Genomic DNA, 26,407 nt, shown 5'->3' on the forward strand with positions numbered 1-26,407 from the left:
AGCATGCTTGCTTTATAGCATTGCTTATAGACTCTGTCAAGATATATTATTCTAATCATACATTTGGTCTGGTATTTGACATGTTGCAGGCAAGTAATCCTTTTCTAGGCCATGTTGATAAGCCTTGTACCGGTACAAGACTCATGATTTTCTCAATTTGACCTGTCGGTCATGCTACATTCAGACGGTGCCGATTCCTCACGAACCAATCTCGTATGAGACTCTCCTCGAAGCAGCGGTCGCCGCCAGCCAAGAAGCTGGAGCCCTGCTGCTTGAATATGCCGCAGCCGGTTTTCACATCGAGTATAAGAACCCGATCAATCTAGTCACTGACGCAGACCATGCTGCCGAGCAGTGCGTCATCGACCGCCTCAAGGCCCTTTTCCCTGCCCATCGGTTCTTGGCCGAAGAGCAGGGTCGTCTTGAGGAGACACAGTCGCCCTATTTGTGGATCATCGATCCGCTGGATGGGACAACCAATTTTGCGCATGGCTATCCAGCCTACTGCGTTTCCATCGGCCTCGAGTACGAGGGGCGCTGTGTGCTTGGCGCGATCTTCGATCCCTCACGGAATGAACTGTTCACGGCCATTGAGCATCGAGGTGCGCGGTTGAACGGTCGCCCCATCCATGTGTCACGCACGATGACCCTCGACCGCAGCCTATTGGTGACGGGCTTTGCTTACGACATCAGAGAAACACCGCGCAATAACCTCGATCATTTTTCCAGTTTTGCCCTCAAGGCGCAGGGACTCAGGCGAACGGGATCCGCAGCATTGGACCTCTGTTATGTGGCGGCAGGACGCTTCGATGGGTTCTGGGAAGTCCGGCTCAATCCATGGGATATGGCGGCTGGGTCGGTGATCGTGCGGGAGGCCGGCGGACGGCTGAGCAATTTCAGCGGAAAAGACCTTTCAATTTATGGTCAGGAACTCGTGGCAACCAACGGACAGATTCACGAGGCAATGCTCGCAGTCCTCAACCAAGAGAACCCTTGATATATACGATGGCTCCGAATACAGTATGCTGCATGAACGATTTGCCCTGAGGGTTGCCTATGGCACGCACGGTCCCTCCTTCTGAACAAGCAGACAAGACTGCTTCCGGCGACAACACTCCCGATCCGACCTGGGACGTGGAACTGCTCCGCGTGCTGGTCAGCCGCAAAGGAACACAGGTCGAGGCCCAATGGGCGATCCATCCACAGTTGAAGCAAGACTTGCTGCCCAATGAATGGCAAGAAGTGATGGACCTCATGGCGAAAGCCACCGACATCGTCGGTGATCGCTTTTCCAAAGCCCTGGCTGAAGCCGACCCCATGCCTCTCGGCAATGCCTGATTGCTCCACCGCTCTATCCTTTTTTTCTCAACATCATTGAATCGATAGGGGAGGTTCCGATGGACTCGTATTATCACACGCATGATCTCGAAAAATTTTCCGATATCGGGAAAGGCAACAAGGCACTGTGGGAAAAGTTTGCGGCATATTACAATGCGGTCTTCGCGGAAGGAGCGTTGACCGAGCGAGAGAAGGCGCTCATTGCGCTCGCCGTCGCTCATACCGTGCAATGCCCCTACTGCATCGATGCCTACACCCAGGCGTCTCTGGAAAAAGGATCGAATGTCGAAGAGATGACCGAAGCGGTCCATGTCGCCTGTGCCATCCGCGGCGGAGCCTCACTCATCCATGGCGTGCAGATGCGAAACGTGGCAGAGAAGCTATCAATGTAGGCGAACATCCGAAGTTCGTTCGTGGTGAGATCGTGAGGCGTTCCCCAAATCCGTTCATGGTAAGCCCTTGATTGACTCAGGGCGAACGGAGTAATGCAGGGGATTAGGGGACGCAACATCGGGTTTCGTTGATCTCGCGGCCTGAACTACACCAAGACCAGGCGAAAAGGGAAAAAGCTCACGTGTAAAGGCTACTTCGGAGCGTCCTGGGCACAGCGAAACCCGATATTGTCGTGCCGAAACGTGGGGGAGAGCTTGAGCCGGTCCCCGGAGCGAACGTAGACCGGAGTAGAGTCCCAGGCCCCACCGCGGAGCACGCGTTTTTCACCACTCGAAGGGCCTGTCGGATTGCTCTCCGGGCTCTTGCTGTAGTAACTTTCGTCGTACCAGTCCGCCACCCATTCCCACACGCTACCGGCCATATCGTAGACATCGTAGGGACTTTTCCCTCCTTCAAACGACCCGACGTCGGTCAGTACCTCATAGATGTTAAAATCACAACAGTGGTCGAAATTTGCCCGTTGTTGACTGGGTTCCGTATTCCCCCATGGATACAGACGTTGGTCCGTCCCTCGTGCAGCCTTCTCCCACTCAGCTTCGGTGGGTAGACGTCTCCCAGCCCAGACACAGTAGGCAGTTGCATCATTCCAGTCCACCCCAATCACAGGCTTGTTTCCATACCTCTGTGGAATCTGGTCCGACCAGTACTTTGGCGCTGGTCGTTTGGTCTCCTGAAGGAATCTGGCGTAGCGGGCGGTGGTGACCTCATATTGGTCGATATAGAAGGCATCCAGATGCACCGTATGGGCCATCCGCTCATCCTTGGCTGCCATCTGGTCATCCTGGCGCGCCCCCATCATGAACTCCCCAGACGGCACCAGGACCATCGGCGCGGGCGCAAGGTCCGGCGTAATCCCCTCGCTCTGGGTTGATGAATTCCTCGGGATAATAGGGGAAGAGACAGGTGACAAGATCCATTGCCCCACAAACGCTCCCACGACCACAAGCAAGCCCGCTCCGATAATGAGGTAGGGTGGTGACTGCTTTGATTGTGCCGCCCTAGTCGATGCACCAGGCTGGTCCTCATCTGATTCCGACCGTGGATCGGCTTCTGGACCTTCTGTTGTGTTCTCAGGAGAGAAGGGCACTTCCGGCTCGCCTACGTTATCCAGCGACTGCTGCGTATCAGTACTGGCGCCTGTGGGGGGTGGCTGGCCGTTCACGAAAGAAGGTTGTTGACCCTCAGCATTCCTGATGCCCCCTCGTTCGTTCATGGCAGGAAGTTATGTTGCCGGCTAACCGGCAGCGGATCGGAACGGTTCGAATTCCCGATCGGCTTTGGCCGCCAGGTAGAAGTCGCTCTCGGTCAGGCCATTGATCTTATGTGTCCAGATCTCTACCTTGGTTTTTCCCCAGGCCAGATAGAGATCAGGATGATGGCCCTCTGCCTCTGCCACCGCGCCAACCTTGTTCACGAAGGCCAGGGCCTGCGCGAAATCCTTGAACGTATACAACCGCTCAAGGTGTCCTTGCCCGTTTAGAGACCAGCCTGCGCCAAGTTCCTTCAAGAAAGCCTGAGTTCGATCATTCGATAGCGGCGGCACCCCGCCACGACAGGGAATACATTTATTATCGGCAAGACCCATAACGACCTCCTTGTCTCCGAAGTCAAAAAGATATTCTAAAGGGGCCTTGAGAGGAAGGGCAAGGTGGAGAAAGCTTATCGTTCCTTCGCGAGATCTTGTACACAGCGAAAGCCTCTGCCGGGCGCTCCCTCGTCCGCGCTTGCGTACATGCGCACCTGATAGTCAACGTCTCCGAAGACTTTCTGAATATTGAGTGCCCGAAGGCTGCCTCGTACGACCTTGCGCGTCGGGTCCTGCGGTTCACCGGAGCTGAATCTGGATTCTTGATACGTATTGGCCGTCCATTCGTATACCCGATCGTTGAGGATTCGGCCCTGCGTGTCACGCGCCGCCTTTTCCCACTCGTCCTCGGTCGGTAGCCGCTTGTCGGCCCATTGGCAAAACGCGACCGCGTCGTGCCACGAGACATCTTCCACCGGCTCCTCGGGTTTGAGCGATGCCGCGTGCTCCTCCAGCCCAGCAAGGGGAATCACACCTGTGGTCTCTACGAACCGGAGATAGCGCGCATTGCTGACTAACGTTGCCTCGACATAGAGATTGTCCCGAAGGTACACGGATCGCGCAGGGCCTTGAACTTCTTCCACAGTTCCCCCGCCATACACGCCTACAATCTTGGTCGGGATGCGCCCAGACCGAATCAGCACCATTGGGACGCCATCTGCCCCGATTATTTCTTGCGCCACCATCGATTCGCTCGCACGCGCCTCAATCCGCCATCCACGGAGAGCAACAGCAAGAATCGACGCAGGCACGGCATACCCCTGCCGACCTCTGGTATCGCTCACGACGCCGATCACCTGCCCGTTCAGCAAGAGCGGGCCACCGGAGTGGCCTTCCTCAACCAAAGCCTGAAACGCGAGGGTCGGCCCGTTCATCCCACTCAGAGTCCCCGTCGAGACAGTCCAAGGCGGTAACGTTCGGGGAAAGCCGATAAATGTGAGCGCCTCGCCACCGACCATCTTCGTAGTTATGTCGAGCGGTAAGGCCAGCACGCCATCGGGAATCGGCCCGACCACTCGCAACGCCGCAAGCCCGTGCTGATCTCCACCTTGAATCCCGACGACCTGGGCCACGAGCGGTTGCTGAGGGTTATGGAAAAACGTCACGATGGGCTTGGGGTCTCCCTCAATCACGTGTGCCGCTGTGACGATGTAGGTAACATCCTTATCCACTCGTACAACAACCCCTGTCCCAACCTTGGGCTGTTGCCCCTCGCCCTGTGCGGTGATCTTCACCACGCCACGTTTGAGGTGTTCACTACCTTGCGCCCAGAGATCATGCGGAACGAATAAAGTGGAGAACAGACAGAAAGCTGTCGTGAGGAAGACAACTCTTGCGACAAGAACGCCGCTGGCGGACTTTTTCAACATCCTGCTACTGTCGTTCCAGCGCAAAAGACCCGGCGTTGCCATTGTTGCAAGTCACCGTACCCTGGATGGTTTTCCCGCCAGCGGCGACCTCCGAGGTAAAATCGCAAGCCATGCCCTGGTAGACCTGCGACGCCAGGCGTCCGGCGAAGATATTCCCTTGCACCTGGCCTTGCATCACGCCGGCATCGCCCTGATTGTCGGCATAGGTGCCGTTGACCTGGTCGCCGGTTTGTTGATAGGTCGTCTGAATGACGGATGTGCCTCCCAAGAGGGTCATCGTAAGGCCCTGATACGTTCCAGACACCAGACTTCTCGCCATCGGCTGGTCCACGACCGGCGCCGGTTGTTCTTCACTTGATCGTGTCGGCGGCTGCCTCGCTTCCTCCGTGAGCCGCACGCCCCACCCATCCAAGGCAAAGCGTGCCACCAGGGCTGGTACGGCGGTGTTAAATTTGGCGCCCACCTCCGTCACAATGCCCACCACTTTGTTCTGGAACAAGACCGGCCCGCCTGAATTGCCGTCATCAGCCGTGCCGGAAAAGGAGAGCGCGGTGCCCCGTCGGCCGGAAAGGGTTCCCGTCGTCACCGTCCACATGGACCCTTCCGCGCGCGGGAAGCCGATCAAGGTGATGGGTTCGCCGCCGCTGAGAGTCGCCGTTTGGTCGAGATGCAGAGCCGCGAGATCGGAGGGAACCTTTCCTTCGACCAAGAGGGCAGCCAGTCCAGACGGGTTTCCTCCTTCTAGCCCAAGCACGCGAGCGCGGTACGAGCGGTGCGGGGCGGCGTAGAAAAACACATTCGGGTGTTGGTCGCCTTCGATGACATGTGAAGCCGTCACGATATAGACATGGTCTTCATCCAGCTTCACGACGACTCCGGAGCCGACTCGATTCTTGCCTTCCACTTGCGCCGTGATTTTCACCACGCCTTTCTTGACCTGTGCAATGTCCTGGGCCTGGAGCGAACCGGGGGATAGGATTGCCAGGGGCAGCAGCAACAGAAGCAAGAAGAGGGCAATCCACAGCCACGGTGGATCAAGAAAGATTGAGGACTGCTTTTTCCTAAGAACGTTCACGGGCAGGGTTTCCGCCTTACTATCACGATATGACAGGTGGCCATTTTCATGTTACCCTTGGTCCCGTATTTGGAGGAAGCCATGGTGTCGCAGCAACAAATTGACCAAGCAGTCCGCATTCTCACACAGGCGGCCCGGCCGGTGAAAATCATTCTGTTCGGTTCCCACGCACGCGGTGACGCGGGGCACGATTCAGATGTCGATTTCCTTGTGGTGGAGTCAGCCCTCCCAAATAGGCGTTCCGAAATGGTCCGATTGCGCAACATCCTGCGGCCATTGCGAATTCCAGTGGATGTCATCGTCGCATCCGAAGCCGAGCTGAAAGAGTGGGGCCATTTGCCGGGCCATATTCTGTACTGGGCGCTGAAAGAAGGCAAAGCGTTGCATGAAGCGACCGCGTGATCTGGCCCTTCGTTTTCTTGCTCTCGCCGATCGCGACATGAAAACGTGCCGCCAGCTTTCCGAACTTCCCGATAGCGATGACGAAGCCATCGGATTTCACGCGCAACAGGCGATTGAAAAATGTCTCAAAGCCGTTCTTGCCGGAAAAGCGATCCCTTTCAGAAAGACCCACGATTTGGTGGAACTCGTCGATCTCTTACAGGACCGCCTGCAACTCACGCCCCCTCATGTCGAGATGCTCGATCAGCTCAATCCGTTTGCCGTGACGTTTCGGTATGACCTCCTCGATCTCGAACCCGTGAACCGTACCCAGCTTCGTTCAGGAGTTGAAGCGATTCGGCGCTGGGCGGAGCAGCAGATCGACTGACCTTACGTGTAAGAACTCCTTCTCCCTGAGCGAGTGCTACACTCCCAAAATCCGTTCGTCGTGAGCTCGTCGAACCATGAACGGAATACCAACGGAACGCAAGAAACACCACGCAAGATCCCAGAGGCCTCGTGGCAAAAAGCAACGTGCCAAAACCCGGAGAAAAGGAAACAGGGTCAAAGCGAAAAGGTTACTTCGGAACGTCCTGGGCACAACGGAACCCCACATCGTCGTTCCGATTCGTGGATAGGTTCCTATTCCGGAACGCAGACCGGATACCGTACGGTCTATTGCCCCAGGACCCACCGCGGACCACTCCAAAAACTTCGGTTGGAGGCCCCTTTGGATTGCGCACTGGACTCTTGCTGTAATAATTCTCGTCATACCCATCTGCGACCCATTCCCCCACGTTCCCGGCCATATCGTAGACACTGGAGGAACTCTTCCCTTCTTCGAACGACCCCACGTCGGTGAGCACCCCATAGTTCTGAAACTCGGTCTTATGAAAGTTCGCTCGTTGCTCACTCGGTGGCTCATTCCCCCAGGGATACCGACGCTCGTCGGTTCCTCGCGAGGCCTTCTCCCATTCGGCTTCCGTGGGTAAGCGTTTTCCTGCCCAGGCGCAGTAATCTGTGGCATCACCCCAGTGAACCCCAACGACAGGCTTGTGCGCATGTTGCTTGGGCACTCGGTCGGACCAATACTTTGGCGCATCTTGGTTCGTCTCTTGGAAGAATCTGGCGTAGCGAGCGGTCGTCACCTCGTATTGGTCGATATAGAAGGCATCAACATGAACGCGGTGCCGAGGATGTTCGTCTTTATTGCCTTCGCCATCCGGTGTACCCATCCAGAATTCCCCCGCTGGAACCAGCACCATCGGCGCACCATCCTTGCCGGCGATCTCATCCTTATTTTTGAGTCCTACTTTAACGAGATACTTTCTGAAAACTTCAGCTGGCACAGCGAAACCATACCGAGTTGACTCCGCCATGAGCCCAACTATAGAACCGTTTAGAATCAGCGGTCCCCCTGAACTGCCTTCATCGATATTGATATCAATCACGAGATTACTCCCTTTCCGCGAACCGATGGCCCCTTTGAGGATGGTCCAAGGTCCTGCGCCAGCCGGGAATCCAATGGTGACGATGTCTTCACCTCCTGATAAAGGAGTCCCGTAGTCAATTGCGAGCTGATTGAGACCCGATGGCAGGTGCTCCTTTCCCTGAACCACCAGCACAGCTAGACTGGTTGCCTCCTCTCCTTCCTTGTCTATCACTGTTGCTCGCACAGGAACGTTTCGATTCGTGAAGAATTCCACTTGGGGGTGCGGATCGAGCCCTACCACATGGGCAGCCGTTAGAATATATGCCTGTTCATTTCCGAGGTTTACGATGAACCCGGCACCTACCGTCGTCTTGCCTTGCTCTTTTGCCGTAATTCTCACCACACCCTTCTTGAGATCTTCAATACTCTTCGCGTAACTGGGCATGGCAACCGGTAAGAAATGGAGAAGCAGGAAACCGGCAAGAAGCGAGATGAGTACTTTCCTATTCATCGGCGTCCTCATCGCTTGAACTCCTTCAACAGCCGATATGCTCCGAGACCATACATAAAGATTGCTGAGACAATTGCTGCAAACATCTCGAGTCGTGCATTGTGCCACAAGGCATCCAACGCGGTCAGGCCACGACTCTGGGTCGGGATCTGGCCGGACTTCGTGCGGATGTCCTTGGCCATGCCTTCACCCCTGAGGTGTATGCCGGTCCGATTAGCCGTCAGGCTGAGCTCCTGAATCGTGAATCCGTCGAGATGCTCCAATCCAACGGCTTCGTCCTGCTTAATCGAGACCGTACCAAGGAGATGTTCGTAACCTGGAAATGTAATTGTCCCATCGCTGGTCAACGCGCTGATCCGCGCGCCACCTTTGACGAGAGTTTGCCTACCACCGTCGGCCTCGCTGGCCTGTCGGGTGAAATCGACCGTGGTAACAGGGACACCTCCAAACACCTGGTGCGCCGATTGCCCTAACGCGAATGTCGGTAATAAGACCAGTTCATCTGACCTTGCCTTGACCATGACGCGAGATGGCTGGTCCAGCAACGTGATACGATAGGTCAACTCATCATCTTGATTAAAGGGCAAGCCTTTAAGTCCGTGTATCTCCACATGATCTGCGATGAAGGTGAACTGTCGGCCTGGACGCAGGATGGACTCGTTCTGCCCAGCGACTTTGATCGTGACACCCTCTCTCTTCTCAGTCTTCACCTTCGTATCCTTTTTGTCTCTCTCCTCTTTTTTCTGTCTCTTTTCCTTCTCTCGCGTTTCGAGTGAGACGCGCGCTCCTGGCTTCGCCACGATAGAATCCAGCTTGATCGGCTCCCCATCACCTTCCAGAACAACTTTTGAACGGTGTTTCAGATGATTCGCAACCACGGTGAGTTCGGATTCGGCCAGGGCCAGCTTTCGCCATGCCTTGTCCGGATATCTATCCTCTTTCAATTGATAGAGCGACGGGTCCGCCACTTCAATTGTGGAAGGCGCAAACGTGATCGCCTCGAAGTTCTCGATCCCGACTGAGTCCGCAACCATCCCACTCAGCGTGAAGGCATCCTGCGATTGCTTGGCACCGAGCACGAATTCCACACGCTCGGTGGTCAGCTCCACCTGGACCCGTGCCGGAATCGACCACAGCATGAGGCCGACCACCACAACGGACCCCATGAGGACTGGGGCAGTGACGAGCCAAATGGGATGAACTCGTTTCCACCAAGGGATGGGGCCGAACTCAACTCGCTTCGGCGGACGCTTGGCGAGCCGTTCGATGTCCTTGAGCAACTGGGAGAAACCTGCATGATCGACGCCTGCCTCCCAATCCACCAGGGATTGAAAGGTCCGTTGGGTAAAGCCAAGTGGAATATCACTCTCATTGATCTTGATGGGGAGATACTTGTCTTGCTTCTTGGCTTCGGCGGCTTCAGCTTGGACCCACTCGGATTCGACGGATTGTTCAGACCACACGACAATTGCGCATTTGGCCGCTGAAAGTTCCTGTCTTATTACTGCATTGAACGACCCGCCGGTGGGAATGTTGCGGTCCCACCAGACCGACCAGCCGTGCGTCTCTAATGTCTTCGCGAAACGTTCAACCCAAGGACGGTCTTTGCTGGAATAGCTGATGAAGATGTCGCTCATGGCCGGCACCTAACAGGATGTTGAAAAAGTCATCCAGCTTTGTTCTCGCATCGCTCAGAGGGCTCAACGTACCGAAGCGTACGCCTCGCCTCTTCGCTCGCTGCGGCCTTGCCGGAATGCCTTTTTGAACATCCTGTGGGATATTGAGATGGCATCTGTGATCGTTCGACAACGCCTTTGCCGGAAATGCGAAAATAGTTTTTCAACAGCCTGCTATGCCTGGATCTTCCGCTACCGTGCTGTCGGGCGGTGAAAGAACAGCACAGTCTGATGGAGAGGCTGGTTGGTATCGAGAAAATAGCCGTTGCAGACCAGGGCATACTGTCCTTCTTGCGCACTCCCCGCCTCCCATCGCACGGTGAACGGCCGGCCCCCCGGAATTCGGCGGAACACTTGCGTCATGAGTTCGCTCGATTCTTTGCCTCGAAAGACCTTGCAGGAAAGCCGCGCATCCCCGTTGGTTTTCATGGTGAACAGGTAGCCGTTGATCTTGTCGGGAGGCCGGGCGTGATAAAGGATCGCCGGCGCGATCTCTTCGTTTTCGGCCGGTGTTTCTTTTCCCAGGCGAATCAGCACCCCCAACTCATATGGGTTGAGTTTCTGATCCAACTGTCGTAGCACGGCGCCTGTCGGCCAGGTGTATTCGTTTACGGACTTGGCTTGCCAGCCCTTCGCCGGTTTCACCTTGTCGAGCCAATAGTACAGCCGGTAATCCTGCTCTCGAACGGTGAGATGAACGGGAGTCTGGCTCTGGAGGTAAAACCAAACCCGGAGTTGATCGGGCAGTTGCGTAGCGGGTTCCTGATAGTCGGCCAGGACGGAGATGACTTCAATATCGTAACCGGAGACCGGTTTCGGTTTGACTCCTTCGAAGCGATCGCCACGATTTTGGTAATCCAGATTCGGATCGGCCCAAAGAGGCAGGGGCAAAATGAGCCACACAAGGAGGAGGAAATTTCGCGTGAGTGTGCGACCCATGTCGGCACCAAAGGGAATGGTTGCGAATCGATTGTGTGACGATTTCAAATTCGCCGGCAGTATAATCCAGCTACGTAAGTGAGTCTAGCGAGGAGGCAAGCCCTGAACCGAGCGTATTGGAGGAGACGAAATCTGTACCTGGACCTTTGTGGCAGACACCGGCTGCGCTATGTATGTATGTATGTATGTATGTATGATGGACGAGATTGACAGCGCTCCACCCTCTGGAGCCGACAAGAAAATAGTTGGATTTGGTTAAAAAGAGGGTAAAAACACTGAGGCCAGCTCCTTTCGGAAACTGGCCTCGTACCCTGGCCCGAAGGCATAGGGGGGATAATTGTTATAAACTATAGCGCGGCAGACCTTTCTGTCAATCTGGTTATATGCTGTGGGAACAAGGGTTTTTGATCGGTCGTCCTACTCGCTCTCATCCGGCGGGCCACCTGACTTCGCAAGATCGTCCATCTTGATCTTGTCCGGATTGAACTTCTGCGCGGCCTGCGTCATGCGATCGAGGGCTTCATCGAACGACAAGGGCGGCGCATCTTTGGGACGAAAGCGAATGGGATTCACGCGGGCGACGACGAAGTTTTTGAGATAGGGACTGGTCAGCCCCTTGGCTTTGAGCGCTTCGACTTGTTTAACGATGAGATCATCCAGAGCCAGGACGGTCTTGGCGCGCTGCTGACGAATGGTCAACGCTCCCTGCATCGGTTCCTTCAGAAATTCATCCACCCGCCTCAGCACCGGATGGTAGGCTCCGCCGCTGAATCTCGGTCGCTCCTCGTAACAGAGGCCCAGCGTGATCAGCGCCGGTTCCTCGAACTCCAGCGCGTACGTGTCTTCCATTGCATGATCGAGTTGTGCCAACTCCCGGTACATCCGGATCACTTCCAACGCCTTTTCACGAAGATTGTGTGCCTTCTCCGTATTCAGCGCGAGAATCTGATAAGCGGCAGCAGCTTCTGGAACCACGATCGCGATAATGCTCTTCGCCCCCAGGGTCCGCATGGCGGACAGGCGATGGTTGCCGTTCGGCGTCCAGTACTTCGCCGCATGGTCGGGTTTTGCGATTCGCACGGTGATGATGGGATCGAGAAAGCGACCGATTTTCCCGATGACCGCTTCCAACTTCCGGACATGCGTATCAGAGATATTGCGTTGATAGGGTGTCGGCTCCACCAGCTCGATCGGCAAAGCGGCTAGGACCAACCAATGTCCGCCGTAGGGTTCGCGATAGATCGAGAGGACTTTCCCGCGATCCTGTTCGATCGCCTGATGTAACTCGGCCACGACACCCGGCGGTGCGGCAGCCTGCAACTCATCCGCAGCGAGGCCGGCGGAGGCTCCGACTGGTTTCCGACGCCGCCTCGCTCCTTTGGGTAGCGGCGGTTTTTTCGCTTTCTGTTGGGCCACCGCGATATGGTAGGACAGAGCCATGGAAAAGGAAAGTCCCAACCAACGGATGCTTCGCATCGGCCATCGCGGCGCCTGCGGGTACGCACCGGAAAATACCCTGGCCTCCATCGAGCGCGCGATCGAACTCCGATGCGCCTTCACGGAAGTGGATATCCAACGAACTTCCGACGATGAACTGGTCCTCCTGCATGACGAGCGGGTAGACCGCACAACGAACGGTCACGGGCTTGTTTCTGACTTGACTCTTTCAGATATTCGAAAGCTGGATGCCGGTGACGGTCAGAGGGTTCCGACGCTGGAGGAGGCTCTCAGGGCCGCCAAGGGACGAATTGGATTGATTCTGGAGCTGAAGACCAAAGGGTTAGCCCATGATGTCTGCACGATTGTCGGCGCTGGCGGCCTGGACCGGTCGGTTATCTATGCCTCGTTTCTGCACGAAGAACTTCAGCATATACGAAGAATTGATCCGCACGCCGACACGTTGGCCCTCTTCAAGTGGTTTTCCAAGGTCCCTGTCGCCGCAGCCCTCAAACTGCAAGCCACGCACGTGGGCCTCCGTTTCAATACCGCTACAAAACGTCGGGTGAAGGCACTCCACAAGGCGGAGCTGACCGTGTTCGTCTATACCGTTAACAATCCTGCCGAGATCAAGGAGATGAAAACGCTCGGTGTGGATGGGATTATTTCGAACTTCCCGGATCGCATTTGATCAGCGCACGAAGAAGGGATGGTTCAGAAACAGCGCGGGCGACCTTGCACTACGGTGGGAGGTCGCCCGCGATTTGGCGCTTAGGACGCCGAAAATATTATGTTGAGCTCTGTTGTCGCGGCCCTCAAGACCCACACGATACTGCTGGTGATCCAAGGTTCCCAGTCGGGGGAGACCTCGTCAATCCCGGGTGCCTGTGTTCCTCATGCTACCAAAGATCTCTCCACTCATGAATGGCTTTCACCCTGATGAGGGCTCTATGTGCCGATCCGGCACAGCCGGCGGAGAACTGGTCAGCATGACCGACAAGAAACCCACCCTTGCACCGGTGGGCCTAAAGGGCCAGGTGGCGTCGTGTCGTTCATCTCCACCCTCCTCTCGCGATGAAGTCACCGAGAGACCTGGATGGCAGCCGCGCGTACTACCCGATCTCTCGACCTTCGATTGATAGATGGGCCGCAAGCCTCTCACTACGCCCATTAGGAGATCTTGTCAAGAGTCACGTTGCGTCTCTGGGAACCGATGCATAAGGCATAGCAGAAGCCGACCAGCATGCTACGGCTGCTTCTGAACATCCTGGGCACAGCGGAAGCCCACATTCGGATCCTGCTCGGTCGGATCACTCTTCGTGCGAAACGACGACCGCAGCCGATACGGGGTATTGAGGTACGATCCACCCCGCTGAACCTTTACCGTCCCCTCTCCGGGACCACGCGGATTGATGGCCGGGCCGTTGATAAAGCTGGAATAAAAGTCCTCGGCGTACCAGTCCATCACCCATTCGTAGAGATTCCCCGCCAGATCCTGCACACCGTACGGACTTTGTCCCATGTGGTGATCGCCGATGACCGACACGGTCTCCGCGCCGCCTTCCTTTAACCCATAGACCGCATGCACCGGAGTCGGTGGATCATTGCCCCATGGATAGACCCGTTCGTCAGTTCCACGCGCAGCCTTTTCCCATTCGGCTTCTGTGGGAAGCCGCTTGCCTATCCAGAGGCAGTACCCCATCGCATCCATCCAGTTCACCCAGCGGACAGGATGTTCGGCATGGATCAGGGGCGTTTCCTTGTCCGTGAATCCCCAAGGAGGTTCGCTCTGGATGGCCTCCACGTACTTGGCGAATCGCCGGTTCGTCACTTCGAATTTGTCCATGTAGAACGCATTGAGATACACGCGGTGCACAGGGGCTTCGTCTTCATCACCCTTATCGCTTCCCATCACAAACTCACCGGCCGGCACCAGCACCATCGGCGCACCATCTTTCCCCATGACTTCCGGAGAGGCCGCAGTCAGCACAGTCAGCTGATACGCAGCGCCACCGTTGGTCGGTGACTTGCTCCTCTCTCCAGCCTTGTGATCGCCGTTGGAACCAGGCGGTTTCGCCGGCACGGGAAGAGGATCGGATCTTAGCGAGGTTGGTGGAACGGACTCGGGCTTAGCTGTCCGGTTTTCGGTCGCCGCTGCAGACCCTGCCTGTAGAGAGAGGGTCACGACACCAGCAATACATACAGTAAAAATTCGTCGGACATCCATACCTTGGCCTCGCCCGATAATAAGGTACCGAAAACGTATGGCCAAATCCAGCCCACCTCGACCCAACCCCGCTGCGGCTCGACGACGGCAGTCCGTCGAACATGATGGCGGGTGATTGTGTCTAGAGTTGCACTTACCGGTCGTCCGGTGTAGCGTAGTCGTCAGGATGTCGGTCTCGATTTTTTCCTCCATCCATAAGCGCCTTCCTCTTGTTGCCGGTGCCCTTCTTGCCGCTCTGGCCATCGGCTTTTCCGGCTGTGGCGCTCCCTGGCGAGATACCTATTTCAAGGAAGGGGTTGGTCGGCTGACACAGGAGGATATTCGGGAGCGACTGGGTCCCCCACACACGGCGAAGACCCCGGCTCTCGGCGGGGATAGTCTCTGGACCTATCGGTTCGCGCTCGGCGACCAGGACCTCACCCCGTGGAATACCTCGGTCATCGCCGACGCTTCCAACTCGGTCACCAGCTTGATGGGCAAGGGAGGAGAGAGCGCCAAACGTACGTTGTATTGCTATCGGTACACATTGACGTTCTCCGAGGACAAAATCCTCAAGACCTGGAAACGTGAGGAATGCGTTCCTGGTACCCGCGATACACTGACCGTCAACTAGAGAATGATCGTGTCCCAAATCGAGTGGTTTGGAATCGACAGTTCCGTCGCGTTGGACGGATTGAAGTCGTTGATCCTCTTGCTGACGTTGGTCGTCGTCAGGTCGTTGATCGTGCGTTGGATCGCTCACAATCCGACGCTCTCGATGGAATCGAAACGCCGCTGGGTCGTCACGACCCGGAACTCGGTCGTCTTCGCATTTCTCATCGGTCTCGCGATCATCTGGGCTCACGAACTGCAAGTCTTTGCCGTTTCGCTCGTCGCATTGGCGGCGGCGTTCGTCTTGGCGACGAAAGAGCTGCTCCTCTGCTGGAGCGGCGCGGCGCTTCGAGTGGGTGGTAAAGTCTATGCCGTCGGTGATCGAATCCAAATCGCAGGCCATCGTGGAATCGTGCTGGATCACGATGTCTTTGCGACGAAGCTATTGGAGATCGGTCCCGGCCAATCCGCTCATCTCTATACCGGCCGTGTGACGGTTTTTCCCAACAGCCTGTTGTTCACGAACCCATTGATCAAAGAAAACCCTGAGCAGGAATACGGGCTCTACACAGTCGTGGTGCCCATCAAGAATGACGAGCATTGGCAACGAGAGGAGCGGAATCTGCTGGAGGCGGCGAAAACCGAATGCGCGCCGTTCATGGAAGAAGCTGTGCGGCAGATGAAGCTGCTCGAGAAGACCAATTTACTGGAAGCGCCTTCTCCGGAACCACGCATCACGATCCAACTGCCCGAATCCGGAAAGATCCATCTGGTGCTCCGATTCCCGGCTCCAGATCGGGGACGTTCCCGTATCGAGCAAGCAATCCTGCGTCGGTATCTCATCGGATCGACCACAGTCAACTGACCAGCTCATAGAGTTTCAACCCGACAAAGGCCGAGGGCTCCCTTCGTTGACGAAGGAAGCCCTCTGATGACCTTGTGCGATCAAATTAGTGTCTTACTTCGGAAACGACTTCGGCGCGGAGACATGTTGCCACCCTTCGCCGTTGAGCGTATGGAGAAACTCCACCAGGTCATGCTTTTCCTGATCCGTCAGCTCCAGCGGAATAATGAGATTGTCCTGGTGGGGATTCTTGACACCACCCTTGTTGTAGAAATCGACGACTGCTTCAAGAGTCTTGAATCGCCCGTCGTGCATGTATGGAGCGCTTCGAGCGATCTCCCGCAAGGTCGGGGTCTTAAATGCACCGAGTTCCTCAGGGTTCTGAGTGACCATGTAACGGCCAAGATCTACTTTATTGTCGTCCCAGCCGATGCCGAGGTTGTGAAACTTTTCGTCGGTGAAATTGAACCCGGAATGGCACTTGGTGCAACGTGCCTTATCACGGAACAGGAGAAGGCCCCTCTGAGCGGCTTCCGGAATGGCCCCTGTTTCCCCTCCCTGATCGAACCGGTCCGCCGGGCTGTTGCCGGATAGAACGGTGCGCTGGAAGCTGGCAATGGCCAGGCCCACCCTCTCCGTCGTGATGGTGTCATCGCCGAAGACTTGCTTGAAGAGCTTCCGGTAGCCTGGAATTTTCATCATCTTCGCATTCATCACATCATAGTTGGCAAAGCCGTGCTCGATCGGATTCGTGAACGGACCGACCGATTGAGCTTCCAATGTCGCGGCCCGGCCGTCCCAAAATTGTGCGCTGCTGAACAGCCGGTTGAACGATACTGGCGCGCTGCGACCGCCCTTCTGGCCTCGGATGCCGGTGGAGACCGGCCTGCCGTCCGTGAACGCGAATTTCGCGATATGACAATTCGCGCAGGCGATGGTGTTGTCCTGCGACAACCGCTTGTCAAAAAACAGCACCCGGCCTAACTCGACCTTCTCCTTCGTCAAGGGATTATCGGCTGGAATGACCACAGCGGTCTCTTCGAGCCCGAAAGGAATCTTGAGCTTGTACTCCTCCGCTTGTGCCGCGCCGAAAGAGAATCCCAACAGCAGTCCCAACGCCATACACGCACGCGCAGGCATCGAATTCATCAGCTTCCGCCTCTTCATCTTCATCTCCTCCCTTCTACAGGCTATATCTGTGCCTTTTGATTCCCTCTGCGAACTCGCCGCTTCATCGTTCATGACCTCTGGATCCTTCTCAAGTGGATCGACCGTGCGCGGAAACCACCAGCTCTCTCAGATTATTCCAGCAGGCTGCGGAGCATCTACCGGTCCGGCCCACGTCCGGGCTTGTCATATCATGACTCATGCTATGGACTCAATTGTCGAGATGAGGTTATCACGCCCTGATCCACAGGACATGCAAGGATATCCAGATCCTCCAGACCCCATGCTCTCGATGACATTCACACTTACTCGCTCGCATCGATCCCCAACGAATTAGTCATGCCCTCCTAGGCCGACACATCGGTCAGCGCAATACCCAAAGCATCGGCGATGCCCCTGCCGTAGGCCGGATCGGCTCTCAGGCAGTTGCGGATGTGTCGAATTTGGATTTCCCGCGGCGCCGCACCGATTGAACGGGCCGTGTTTTCGAACAACAGTTTCTGTTGTGCCGTCGTCATTAAACGGAACAGCGCGCCGGGTTGCGAGTAATAGTCCTGGTCTTCTCGGTGGTTCCAGTGGTCGGCAGCGCCTTCGAGCGACAGGGGCGGCTCGCGGAAATCCGGTTGCTCCTTCCATTCGCCGGAGCTGTTGGGCTCGTAGCCGAGCGTGCTTCCATGGTTGCCGTCTACACGCATGGCACCGTCGCGGTGGTAGCTGTGCGCCGGGCAGCGTGGAGCGTTTACCGGTATGAGGTGGTGATTGACGCCGAGACGATAGCGTTGAGCGTCGCCATAACTGAACAGGCGCCCCTGCAGCATTTTGTCCGGTGAAAAGCCGATGCCTGGCACGACATTCGCCGGGTTGAACGCTGATTGTTCGACCTCGGCGAAGAAGTTCTCCGGGTTACGGTTGAGTTCCATCACGCCGACCTCGATCAAAGGATAGTCCTTGTGTGGCCAAACCTTAGTCAGATCGAACGGATGGTAGGGAACTTTCGCGGCGTCTTTCTCCGGCATGATTTGCACCTTGAGGGTCCACTTGGGAAAGGCACCCTTCTCAATGCTCTCGTAGAGGTCTCGCTGGTGGCTCTCGCGATCCTTGCCGATCACCGCCTCAGCTTCAGCATCGGTCAGATTCTTGATGCCCTGCCGGCACTTAAAGTGGAACTTGACCCAGTGGCGCTCGCGCTTCGCGTTGATGAAGCTGAATGTGTGACTGCCGAACCCGTGCATGTGGCGGTAAGTCGCCGGAATCCCGCGGTCGCTCATGACGATCGTAACTTGGTGCAGCGCCTCGGGCAGCGAAGTCCAAAAGTCCCAGTTGTTTTTCGCGCTGCGCAGGTTCGTACGTGGATCTCTCTTGACCGCGTGGTTGAGATCCGGGAATTTCAGCGGATCACGGAGAAAGAACACCGGCGTGTTGTTGCCGACCAAATCCCAATTGCCTTCCTCGGTGTAGAACTTCACGGCGAAGCCGCGAATGTCTCGTTCGGCATCGGCTGCGCCGCGCTCACCGGCGACCGTGGTGAAACGAGCGAACAGCTCGGTCTTCTTGCCCACCTGACCGAAGATCTTCGCGCGTGTGTACTTCGTGATATCGTGCGTGACCGTAAACGTGCCGTATGCGCCGGACCCCTTGGCATGCATGCGGCGCTCGGGGATCACTTCGCGGTCGAAATGCGCCAGCTTCTCCAGGAACCATACATCCTGCAGCAATTGCGGACCCCGTGGCCCGGCGGTCATTACGTTTTGATTATCGGTAACCGGGCAGCCGGCGTTCGTGGTCAGCTTTTTCTCATCACTCATGATGTCACCCTCCTTCTCAGATATGGTCTTTCGGACACGCTTTCGCGTCTAGTCACGCACTCCTGCCTGAATATCAAGACTCGTGTTTACGATTCAATGGTGTTCCTCTCTTTCGCCCACTTCTTCACAACGCTCTCACACTGTTCTTGACGGACTGAAGAGGGATAGTTACCCTCCTCAGTCCGATGTCTCGCCGAGGCATCAGTGACTCATCGGCTTGGTGTAGGGATATACAGGCCCTCCAGACCCTATGCGCTCGATGACGTCCACCCTCCTCTGCTCGCTTCCTGCCTTCACGCTGTCCTCCTGCGTGATCGTCTCTTGTGGGGACTCAATGACGTCCACTCTGTGCACACCTGCAGCGACGTCATCAGACACATTCACAATACCGGTTGCGGCCATCATCGACAAGAATCCGACTGTTAGCATGCTCTTCACTCTCATGGTCCCCTCCTTATAGTTTGACGTGTGTTCAGTTTCTGTCGCGTTCTTGAACGCAAGATAACCGGACCTTGACGATAAGTCTAATTGGTAATATATAAGCTCGTTATAAGAAAACCTTATTGATGAACCAATCGATGACTCTGACGGAATTGCAGTACGTAGTCGCCGTAGCTCAGGAGCGCCATTTCGGGCGGGCCGCCGAGCGCGTTTTTGTCACTCAGCCGGCGTTGAGTCTGGCGATCAAGAAGTTGGAAGAAGAATTGGGTACGACGATTTTTGAGCGGCGACAAGCCCGGATCGAACTGACAGCGCTTGGAGAGCAGATCGTCCATCAAGCCCAACGGGTGTTGGAAGAAGTGGAGCAAATCAAAATTCTCGCGGCTCAAGGCAAAGATCAATTGACTGGGCTGCTGCGGTTTGGCGTGATCGCAACCGTGGGACCGTACATCCTTCCAGATTTGGTCCCGCTCCTGAATGCGCGTGCGCCAAAGATGCCCCTGGAATTGGAAGAAAATCTCACTCAGAATTTGGTCGGAATGTTGAAAAGCGGAAAACTTGACGTGATTATGATCGCTCTTCCCTTCGACGAGCCGGCGATACTGACGACCGTGCTGTACGATGAACCGTTTCGAGCCTTGGTCCCTATCGGTCATCCTTGGCAAAAAAGGAAACTGATCGATTCTCGCCAGCTTGGATCCGAGAAGGTCCTTCTTCCTCATGCGGGGCACTGTTTCCGGCAACAAGTTTTGGATGCCTGCCCGGAACTCAGCCGGTCGGATACCGAGGGCTGGCAGGGAAACTCCCTGGAAACAATCCGGCAGATGGTGGTCTCGGGGTTCGGCATCACCGTGATGCCCTGCAGCGCCCTCACGCCGAAATATCAGAACAAACGTTTGATCGCGATCAAGCTGGCAGACCCGATGCCCGGTCGTCGAATCGGTCTCGCCTGGCGGCGTGGGTTCACCAGGCCTCAAGTCGTCGACGTGATCCGAGAAGCAGTCCAGGCGTTGAAGGTGCCGGGTCTCAAGATGGTGACGGAGTGACGGACATGACCCAATCCTTCCCAGCCGCTTGTTGCCCTTGACGGCTTTTGTTAGGATGCGCCGACTCATCGGAGCGCGCGTGGGATGAAAGTCGCGACGTACAACGTCAATTCATTGCGCAAACGTTTGCCGATCGTGCTCGAGTGGCTCGATCGGCATCAGCCCGATGTCCTGTGCCTCCAAGAAACCAAGGTCCAGGACAGCGAGTTTCCACTGCTCGCGCTGGCACCCAGCGGGTATGAGACAACCTTTCGAGGGATGAAATCCTATAACGGGGTGGCGATCCTCAGCCGAAAGAAGCCGGAAGCAGTTGTCTACGGATTCGACGATGGAGGAGACCCCGAAGACTCTCGCTTGCTGAGGGTCATCATCGATGGTATTCCCATCATCAACACCTACGTGCCGCAGGGGTTCGAAATCGATTCGCCGAAATATGCGTACAAGCTTGCCTGGTACGAACGACTACGCAACTACTTCAATGCCCATCTTTCACCGCAAGCCCCGGCTATCTGGTGCGGAGATATGAACGTCGCTCCACGCCCCATGGACGTCCACAGTCCGGAGAAACATCTGAACCATGTCTGCTATCATGAGGCCGCCCGCAAAGCCTATGAACAGACGGTCGCCTGGGGATTTCAGGATGTCTTTGTGAAGCTTTACCCGACACGTCAACAATATACATTCTGGGACTACCGCGCACCGAGCTCGCTGGAAGCGAACAAAGGATGGCGTATCGATCATATGATGGCGACGGCACCGCTGGCGGCAAAGTGTGTAAAAGCGGATGTGGACGTCGAGCCGCGGCGAGCGAAAGAGCCTTCAGACCATACCTTTCTATGGGCCGAGTTTTCGATCTGACTGCGCACGCGACGCCCAATCCGACAGCACCATAGGTTCCACGGCCTCCGATCCAGCCAAAGTCCGTCTCCTAGGCGGCCTTGGCTCGCATCTGGTTGTTGCGATTCAGCTGAATCAAGGGATCAATGATCAGGCCGCAATTGAGACAACGGAGAATGATCGAACTGGACGACACCGCCGGTTGACGCTCGCGGATCATCAACCCTTTGCATTTTCCACAGGTCATGGTCTCCCCTTTGCTGATATAGATGATGACAATCTTCTAACATCCGAACATTAACCCCCTGTTAACAGTCAGTTAAAACTATCTAATGTTTTCCCGAATAGCCTATTGAAACGACTATTTTGTCGCCCCACGAACATGACATCCTCGTCCGGCATAAGACTATGCCGCGTCTGCTGACAATGGAGTCGTGCGATGCTTATTTTGACGAAAAGAGCACTCGGGAGGTAACGGTCGAGAAGACTCTCTCAACAAACCGTTGGGTTGGGGAAATCGCTCCACAGGGTCCAGGAATGTGCCTGATGATGCGATGACCGACGATGTTGTGAACGTGGCAGTCGTGGGAGCCGGCGCGGCAGGACTGACTGGTGCGATCGTTGTGGCGGAGACCCTCGCAAGAGACGGAAATTCTGGACGGGTGCTCTTGCTGGATGGGGCCAAGCAGATAGGAGCCAAAATTCTGGTTTCGGGCGGCGGGCGTTGCAACGTCACGCACGAGGTGATCACTCCAAAAGATTTCTTCGGCAATCGAAACGTCATCCGAAATATTCTTGCGGGGTTTTCACTCGAACGGACAATCGCGTGGTTCGCTTCGCTCGGTGTCGACTTAAAGCGCGAACCGACGGGCAAGCTGTTTCCCACCACCGACGACGCGCGGACCGTCCTCACCGCATTGGTTGATCGTGCTCAGGATGCGGGCGTCATCATCCGTCCGAACCATCGTGTGACCGAGATCTCAACGTCAAGTGCAGGATTTCTGGTGCAGCACAGTCACGGACGGACGCAGGCATCCCGAGTCGTGCTCGCCACAGGCGGCCGGTCGTTACCGAGAACCGGCAGCGATGGATTTGGATATCGACTGGTTCGTGGCCTCGGCCATCGCGTGACGCCGACGGTGCCGGCTCTCGTCCCTTTGGTGCTCGATCGTTCCATGTTTCACGCAACGCTCTCAGGCCTATCGCATGACGTGGAGCTGACCAGCGTGGTGGATGGCCGAGCAGTCGATCGACGGACCGGTAGTCTACTCTGGACCCATTTCGGGATCAGCGGCCCCGTGGTCATGGACGCCAGCCGTTTCTGGACCTTGGCGACGAACCGAGGCGCACACGTTGATCTTTACGGCAACTTTGTTCCAAGCAGGACAGCAGAAGAACTGAAGGAGTGGTTTGTAGCCCGAGCGGCTGAACATCCCAAGCGCTCACTGACACGAATACTGTCGATGCTGGTCCCGGATGGACTTGCCGAATCTCTCTGCCGCCATTGTTCATGCGACCCGCAGGAACTCGTGGCTCAGGTCGTGCGCCGCGACCGAGAGCGGGTACTGAGCAGCCTGGCAAGGTTTCGTTTTCCGATTGAGCGGGACCGTGGATGGAATTTTGCGGAAGTCACGGCGGGCGGCGTGCCGTTGGAAGAAATCAACTATCGCACCATGGAGTCGAAGCTGATTTCAGGGCTCTATCTGATCGGGGAGCTGCTCGATTGCGACGGCCGCATCGGAGGGTTCAATTTTCAGTGGGCTTGGACGACGGGCTGGCTGGCCGGTCAGTCGGCTGCGAGGAGTCTACCGGCCGCGAAGGTTCCTCTTCACAGCGCATAATCGAGGGGGTGGCTCGTTCCCGCCTTCGACTCCGACTCCCGAGTCGAAGATCACCATACACCGGCTTCTGCTTCCGAGCAGGCTTTGGCCCGAGAAAGGACTTGATACGACACTTCGTGCTCCTTCGACTCATTGGGTGGCAACATCGTCACCTGGAGTTTTTCAGCTGTGAAGGCCTCGTCGTCCGTACGCAACACCCCTTCACGATTCAACATCTTGATCGCGTTCGTGCGTGAGACGATCGGGGGGTACTGTCTGAATTGATCCGCCGAGACATAGGGGACTTGAATGGTGACGGGGCGTCGCTTGACATAGATGAACTCGCGCAGATAATCGTCGATGGGAGTCTTTAGACTGACCACCACCGAGCTCGAAGCAGGAACAGTCGCGATCGAGATGATATACAAGGGCTTGACATCAGGTGGGGCCTCCTTGTTGCCCGTAGCGACCAAGGTTGGAGCGGTCAACAGCTGCGTCGCCTGATTTATAGCGGGTGATCTCACACCAACCCGAAGATTCGCGATGTCGCGATCGGATACGTTTTCGAGCAACAGCTTAATGAGCACCCAGGCTTGCGGATCGGGCGCCATCGCGCGACCACTCGGAACAGATTGCTCCTCACGACGGATGCTGCAATTGGATACCAGATTGCGCCTTTCGAAGAAATAGAGCGTATTCATTCCCTGTGGCTGGATTCCCCGTTCATACGTGTAGAAGGCCACCCCGACGTGAATCATGGTCGGCCTGAACCAGGCCACGATCGTCGGGAGGACAAATGGGACAAAAGCTGCAAACAGCCCAACGAGAGCAACCTTGCTGAGCAGGCTTTGCTGCCAGAACCAGGCCCACACTCGCTTCAGAATATTCACAGAACCCTCGCCGACTCATCGTAGCGCAGATTCATTCTAGAAAAACCAAGGATCAAACGGCAAGGCGAGACGCTTGGGAGTGGCGCAGAGCCACACATGCAACGCTGGGCCATCTGCCGCAGGAGCCTCGCCGCAACGAATGACCGCATTCTTGACCGTCGTCCCTTCAAGCCGCCATGCTTAGGTTGTTGGACTCGCTAGGAATCTATGTCGGAAAAGAAGTCAGAAGCAACTCACGAGACAGATCGGCGGATTTCGATCCGCTGGAAAGTTATGCAAGTGCTCGGTGCCGTCCTTATTGCGATGGGCCTTTTCGTCGATTGGCCGCCTCCGCAGGAAGCCGGCCTGCCTGACACCTCGTCGTTTCTGATCGTCCTGGGCGGGCTGCTCGGCGCTGCGGGACTCCTTACTGCTATCCAGAAGGACTAGCCATGGTACCGTCCCTACCCTCTCTGTACTCATGCGTACGGCTCGATAACATCTGCTCTCCGATACGGACTGATCTCGAACAAGTAATCGGCACTCCGCTGGAATTGGCGAGGACGCGGGTCAGCTGCGAGTGAGGGGAGCAGTGAATCAGGAATGACAGCCTGCCAGGATCAGATCGTGAGGACCGCCGCTCCTTGGAAGCTTCCAGCTTTCAATTCTTGTAATGCACGGTTGGCCTGTTCAAGCGGAAAACGGACCGTATGTGGTTTGATAGGAATAGCTGCTGCTTCGCGCAACAAATCGACTCCGTCCTGCCTCGTATTGGCGGTCACACTGCGGATCACCCGCTCTCCGAACACATCACGATCGTAGTCCAGCGAAGGAATGGGTGACATGTGGATGCCGGCCAATGCCAATGTGCCGCCTCGGTCGAGCGCTCGCAATGCAAGAGGCACCAGTTCACCGGCCGGTGCAAAGATGATCGATCCGTGCAGCTTATCCGGTGGCATCTCAGTCGCTCCACCGACCCAGACTGCTCCCAGTTGTTTTGCCAATTCCTGATGCTCCCGCTTGAGTGAACTCACATAGACCTGACAACCCCAATGGCGTGCGATCTGGATGGCAATGTGCGCCGATGCGCCGAAGCCATAGAGCCCGAGGCGCTGGCCCGACTTGATGCCGCTGAGCCGTAACGCTCGATAGCCGATGATGCCGGCACATAACAGAGGAGCGGCTTCTTCGTCAGAAAAGATCGGTGGGATTGGGTAGGCGAACCGTGCGGGGACGACAGCGTATTCCGCATAACCGCCGTCAACCTGATAGCCGGTGAACTTCGCTTGTACGCAAAGATTTTCTCGCCCATTTGTACAGAATTCGCACTGTCCGCATGTCCCCTGAAGCCAGGCGATCCCGACGCGGGCTCCTTCGTTGACTACTGAGGCCTTGGAGCCGACTTGCATCACCGTGCCGACTGCTTGGTGGCCGGGGATCAACGGCCATGCGACGTCCGGAAGTTCTCCTTCCACCACATGGAGATCCGTGCGACAGACGCCACAGACGTGAATCTTGACAAGGACCTGATCCTTCTTGGGGATGGGAATCGGCCGATCTTGGAGCTGCAAAGGGTTGCTGAAGATATCGCTCGTGTGATTGAGCACCATCGCTTTCATCGTGTGTCTATTGTCTGAAAGTCGGAAAATTTGAGGGGTGAGAGAGTTTGACGCTCCGACTCTACGGGTTTTTCGCTTTGATGCATTCGATGTCCAGGCGGATCTGGACTTCGTCTCCGACGACTAACCCACCATTATCGAGCGTCTTGTTCCAAATCATACCGAAATCCTTGCGATTCAATGTTCCGTCGGCGGTAAATCCGGCTCTGGTATTGCCCCAGGGATCCTTGGTGGCGCCATTGAACGTGCCGGTGAGCATGACCTCTTTGGTCACGCCGCGCAGAGTCAGGTTGCCGAGAACCTTATAGGTATCTCCTTCTTTCTGGTAGGTTTTCATCTTGTACGTGATCGTCGGGAACTGTTTGACGTCCAAGAAGTCGGGGTTGCGCAGATGCGCGTCACGTTTCTCTTGGTTCGTGTTGATCGATTCAGCATTGATCGTGGCTTCAATCGTCTTCAAGGATTTCACGTCGGAATCCAGATCAACAAATCCACGATAGGACAGGAAGCGCCCCGACGTTTTGGACACCACCATGTGAGTCACGCGAAATTCAATGACCGAATGATCGGGATCAATGTCCCAACGAGCCGTTTCCGCCCAGACGCCCAGTGGGAAGAATCCCAACAGACCCGTGATGACGATTCCCTGCATCCAGTTAGTCCAGATTTTCATAACATCACCTTTCGGCATCTCCATGCCAACCTGTATGAACCGATACTTAGCCCCATCATCACGATGAGTCCCGCCATCCTACCCATCGCCAGGAAGCCCGTGCAACCCGTTTCTTTTACCCGCCTACGCAGGAAGCCAGGGTTGTGAAACCGTGGAGGAATGCGCAGCGGTTGTCCTCCGACCCGTCGGTCGGAGCCTTTGGGCGGCGTCCCGAAGCCTTTGCGTAGGAGGACACACTTCGGCGAGGTGTCGTCGAAGAACCATGGGAGAC

28 protein-coding genes are annotated in these 26,407 nt (G+C 56.2%); 12 read left to right on the forward strand and 16 right to left on the reverse strand.

What is annotated here, in order from left to right; translation table 11 throughout:
- Positions 1 to 157: 157 nt before the first annotated feature.
- From P0120_07050 to P0120_07060, 3 genes are read left to right on the forward strand one after another with little or no spacing between them, the layout of a single operon-like run.
- Positions 158 to 997, forward strand: coding sequence for an inositol monophosphatase family protein (locus P0120_07050; protein ID MDF0674084.1), 840 nt, complete (start codon positions 158 to 160; stop codon positions 995 to 997).
- 59 nt (positions 998 to 1,056) lie between these two features.
- Positions 1,057 to 1,338, forward strand: coding sequence for a hypothetical protein (locus tag P0120_07055; GenBank protein ID MDF0674085.1), 282 nt, complete (start codon positions 1,057 to 1,059; stop codon positions 1,336 to 1,338).
- Positions 1,339 to 1,397: 59 nt separating this feature from the next.
- Positions 1,398 to 1,730 (forward strand): arsenosugar biosynthesis-associated peroxidase-like protein, encoded by a 333-nt coding sequence (locus tag P0120_07060; protein ID MDF0674086.1) that lies wholly within the window; start codon positions 1,398 to 1,400, stop codon positions 1,728 to 1,730.
- 191 nt (positions 1,731 to 1,921) lie between these two features.
- Here the strand turns inward: P0120_07060 and P0120_07065 are convergent, their stop codons facing one another.
- From P0120_07065 to P0120_07080, 4 genes are all read right to left on the reverse strand, one after another.
- Positions 1,922 to 3,004, reverse strand: coding sequence for an SUMF1/EgtB/PvdO family nonheme iron enzyme (locus tag P0120_07065; GenBank protein MDF0674087.1), 1,083 nt, complete (start codon positions 3,002 to 3,004; stop codon positions 1,922 to 1,924).
- Positions 3,005 to 3,025: 21 nt separating this feature from the next.
- Positions 3,026 to 3,376, reverse strand: a complete 351-nt coding sequence (locus P0120_07070) for a 4a-hydroxytetrahydrobiopterin dehydratase (GenBank protein ID MDF0674088.1) — start codon at positions 3,374 to 3,376, stop codon at positions 3,026 to 3,028.
- Between the two features lie 74 nt (positions 3,377 to 3,450).
- Positions 3,451 to 4,746 carry an SUMF1/EgtB/PvdO family nonheme iron enzyme gene (locus tag P0120_07075; GenBank protein ID MDF0674089.1) on the reverse strand — a complete coding sequence of 432 codons (1,296 nt, stop codon included), beginning with the start codon at positions 4,744 to 4,746 and terminating at the stop codon, positions 3,451 to 3,453.
- A 4-nt stretch (positions 4,747 to 4,750) separates the two neighbouring features.
- Positions 4,751 to 5,821: a serine protease gene (locus tag P0120_07080; GenBank protein ID MDF0674090.1), complete on the reverse strand. Its 1,071-nt coding sequence runs from the start codon at positions 5,819 to 5,821 to the stop codon at positions 4,751 to 4,753.
- 48 nt (positions 5,822 to 5,869) lie between these two features.
- On the opposite strand from P0120_07080, the gene P0120_07085 reads away from it, so the two are divergent.
- Positions 5,870 to 6,223: a nucleotidyltransferase domain-containing protein gene (locus P0120_07085; GenBank protein ID MDF0674091.1), complete on the forward strand. Its 354-nt coding sequence runs from the start codon at positions 5,870 to 5,872 to the stop codon at positions 6,221 to 6,223.
- Positions 6,207 to 6,590 (forward strand): HEPN domain-containing protein, encoded by a 384-nt coding sequence (locus P0120_07090; GenBank protein ID MDF0674092.1) that lies wholly within the window; start codon positions 6,207 to 6,209, stop codon positions 6,588 to 6,590. Before P0120_07085 ends, P0120_07090 begins: the two co-directional genes overlap by 17 nt.
- Before the next feature lie 190 nt (positions 6,591 to 6,780).
- On the opposite strand, the gene P0120_07095 is transcribed toward P0120_07090, so the two are convergent.
- The 4 genes from P0120_07095 to P0120_07110 all read right to left on the reverse strand — a co-directional run bounded on the left by P0120_07095 (position 6,781) and on the right by P0120_07110 (position 12,200).
- Complete coding sequence (locus P0120_07095; GenBank protein MDF0674093.1) at positions 6,781 to 8,145, reverse strand: SUMF1/EgtB/PvdO family nonheme iron enzyme; 1,365 nt, start codon at positions 8,143 to 8,145, stop codon at positions 6,781 to 6,783.
- A gap of 8 nt (positions 8,146 to 8,153) precedes the next feature.
- On the reverse strand, positions 8,154 to 9,782 hold the full coding sequence (locus P0120_07100) for a toll/interleukin-1 receptor domain-containing protein (protein MDF0674094.1): 1,629 nt from the start codon (positions 9,780 to 9,782) through the stop codon (positions 8,154 to 8,156).
- Positions 9,783 to 10,013: 231 nt separating this feature from the next.
- Positions 10,014 to 10,760, reverse strand: coding sequence for a hypothetical protein (locus P0120_07105; GenBank protein MDF0674095.1), 747 nt, complete (start codon positions 10,758 to 10,760; stop codon positions 10,014 to 10,016).
- A 417-nt stretch (positions 10,761 to 11,177) separates the two neighbouring features.
- Entirely contained in the window at positions 11,178 to 12,200 is a 1,023-nt protein-coding gene (locus P0120_07110; GenBank protein ID MDF0674096.1) for a hypothetical protein, read from the reverse strand.
- On the opposite strand from P0120_07110, the gene P0120_07115 reads away from it, so the two are divergent.
- The gene (locus tag P0120_07115) at positions 12,199 to 12,888 is read left to right on the forward strand and encodes a glycerophosphodiester phosphodiesterase family protein (protein MDF0674097.1); all 690 of its coding nucleotides are present in this window, start codon (positions 12,199 to 12,201) and stop codon (positions 12,886 to 12,888) included. The genes P0120_07110 and P0120_07115 overlap by 2 nt on opposite strands.
- Before the next feature lie 555 nt (positions 12,889 to 13,443).
- Here the strand turns inward: P0120_07115 and P0120_07120 are convergent.
- Complete coding sequence (locus tag P0120_07120) at positions 13,444 to 14,424, reverse strand: formylglycine-generating enzyme family protein (protein ID MDF0674098.1); 981 nt, start codon at positions 14,422 to 14,424, stop codon at positions 13,444 to 13,446.
- 166 nt (positions 14,425 to 14,590) lie between these two features.
- Between P0120_07120 and P0120_07125 the strand changes: the two genes are divergently transcribed.
- Together P0120_07125 and P0120_07130 are read left to right on the forward strand one after the other, a co-directional pair.
- Positions 14,591 to 15,037 (forward strand): hypothetical protein, encoded by a 447-nt coding sequence (locus tag P0120_07125; protein ID MDF0674099.1) that lies wholly within the window; start codon positions 14,591 to 14,593, stop codon positions 15,035 to 15,037.
- 9 nt (positions 15,038 to 15,046) lie between these two features.
- The gene (locus P0120_07130; GenBank protein MDF0674100.1) at positions 15,047 to 15,880 is read left to right on the forward strand and encodes a mechanosensitive ion channel; all 834 of its coding nucleotides are present in this window, start codon (positions 15,047 to 15,049) and stop codon (positions 15,878 to 15,880) included.
- Between the two features lie 93 nt (positions 15,881 to 15,973).
- On the opposite strand, the gene P0120_07135 is transcribed toward P0120_07130, so the two are convergent.
- From P0120_07135 to P0120_07145, 3 genes are all read right to left on the reverse strand, one after another.
- Positions 15,974 to 17,026, reverse strand: coding sequence for a cytochrome c peroxidase (locus P0120_07135; protein ID MDF0674101.1), 1,053 nt, complete (start codon positions 17,024 to 17,026; stop codon positions 15,974 to 15,976).
- Positions 17,027 to 17,373: 347 nt separating this feature from the next.
- On the reverse strand, positions 17,374 to 18,831 hold the full coding sequence (locus P0120_07140; protein MDF0674102.1) for a catalase: 1,458 nt from the start codon (positions 18,829 to 18,831) through the stop codon (positions 17,374 to 17,376).
- 201 nt (positions 18,832 to 19,032) lie between these two features.
- The gene (locus P0120_07145; protein MDF0674103.1) at positions 19,033 to 19,275 is read right to left on the reverse strand and encodes a hypothetical protein; all 243 of its coding nucleotides are present in this window, start codon (positions 19,273 to 19,275) and stop codon (positions 19,033 to 19,035) included.
- 122 nt (positions 19,276 to 19,397) lie between these two features.
- Here P0120_07145 and P0120_07150 point away from each other — a divergent pair, with 122 nt between their 5' ends.
- Both P0120_07150 and xth read left to right on the forward strand, forming a co-directional pair.
- Positions 19,398 to 20,318 (forward strand): LysR substrate-binding domain-containing protein, encoded by a 921-nt coding sequence (locus tag P0120_07150; protein MDF0674104.1) that lies wholly within the window; start codon positions 19,398 to 19,400, stop codon positions 20,316 to 20,318.
- Between the two features lie 84 nt (positions 20,319 to 20,402).
- Positions 20,403 to 21,176 (forward strand): exodeoxyribonuclease III, encoded by a 774-nt coding sequence (gene xth / locus P0120_07155; GenBank protein MDF0674105.1) that lies wholly within the window; start codon positions 20,403 to 20,405, stop codon positions 21,174 to 21,176.
- A 70-nt stretch (positions 21,177 to 21,246) separates the two neighbouring features.
- Here the strand turns inward: xth and P0120_07160 are convergent, their stop codons facing one another.
- Positions 21,247 to 21,402: a hypothetical protein gene (locus tag P0120_07160; GenBank protein MDF0674106.1), complete on the reverse strand. Its 156-nt coding sequence runs from the start codon at positions 21,400 to 21,402 to the stop codon at positions 21,247 to 21,249.
- A 307-nt stretch (positions 21,403 to 21,709) separates the two neighbouring features.
- Between P0120_07160 and P0120_07165 the strand changes: the two genes are divergently transcribed.
- Positions 21,710 to 22,996: an NAD(P)/FAD-dependent oxidoreductase gene (locus P0120_07165; GenBank protein ID MDF0674107.1), complete on the forward strand. Its 1,287-nt coding sequence runs from the start codon at positions 21,710 to 21,712 to the stop codon at positions 22,994 to 22,996.
- Positions 22,997 to 23,046: 50 nt separating this feature from the next.
- On the opposite strand, the gene P0120_07170 is transcribed toward P0120_07165, so the two are convergent.
- Positions 23,047 to 23,865, reverse strand: coding sequence for a hypothetical protein (locus P0120_07170; GenBank protein ID MDF0674108.1), 819 nt, complete (start codon positions 23,863 to 23,865; stop codon positions 23,047 to 23,049).
- Positions 23,866 to 24,072: 207 nt separating this feature from the next.
- Between P0120_07170 and P0120_07175 the strand changes: the two genes are divergently transcribed.
- Positions 24,073 to 24,294: a hypothetical protein gene (locus P0120_07175; protein ID MDF0674109.1), complete on the forward strand. Its 222-nt coding sequence runs from the start codon at positions 24,073 to 24,075 to the stop codon at positions 24,292 to 24,294.
- A gap of 170 nt (positions 24,295 to 24,464) precedes the next feature.
- Here the strand turns inward: P0120_07175 and P0120_07180 are convergent, their stop codons facing one another.
- Together P0120_07180 and P0120_07185 are read right to left on the reverse strand one after the other, a co-directional pair.
- A complete protein-coding gene (locus P0120_07180) occupies positions 24,465 to 25,454 on the reverse strand; it encodes a zinc-dependent alcohol dehydrogenase family protein (GenBank protein ID MDF0674110.1) in 990 nt (329 codons plus the stop codon).
- Positions 25,455 to 25,524: 70 nt separating this feature from the next.
- Positions 25,525 to 26,136, reverse strand: coding sequence for a YceI family protein (locus tag P0120_07185; protein MDF0674111.1), 612 nt, complete (start codon positions 26,134 to 26,136; stop codon positions 25,525 to 25,527).
- Positions 26,137 to 26,407 lie beyond the last annotated feature (271 nt).

It is taken from the genome of Nitrospira sp. (assembly GCA_029194675.1).
Taxonomy (GTDB): Bacteria; Nitrospirota; Nitrospiria; order Nitrospirales; family Nitrospiraceae; genus Nitrospira_D.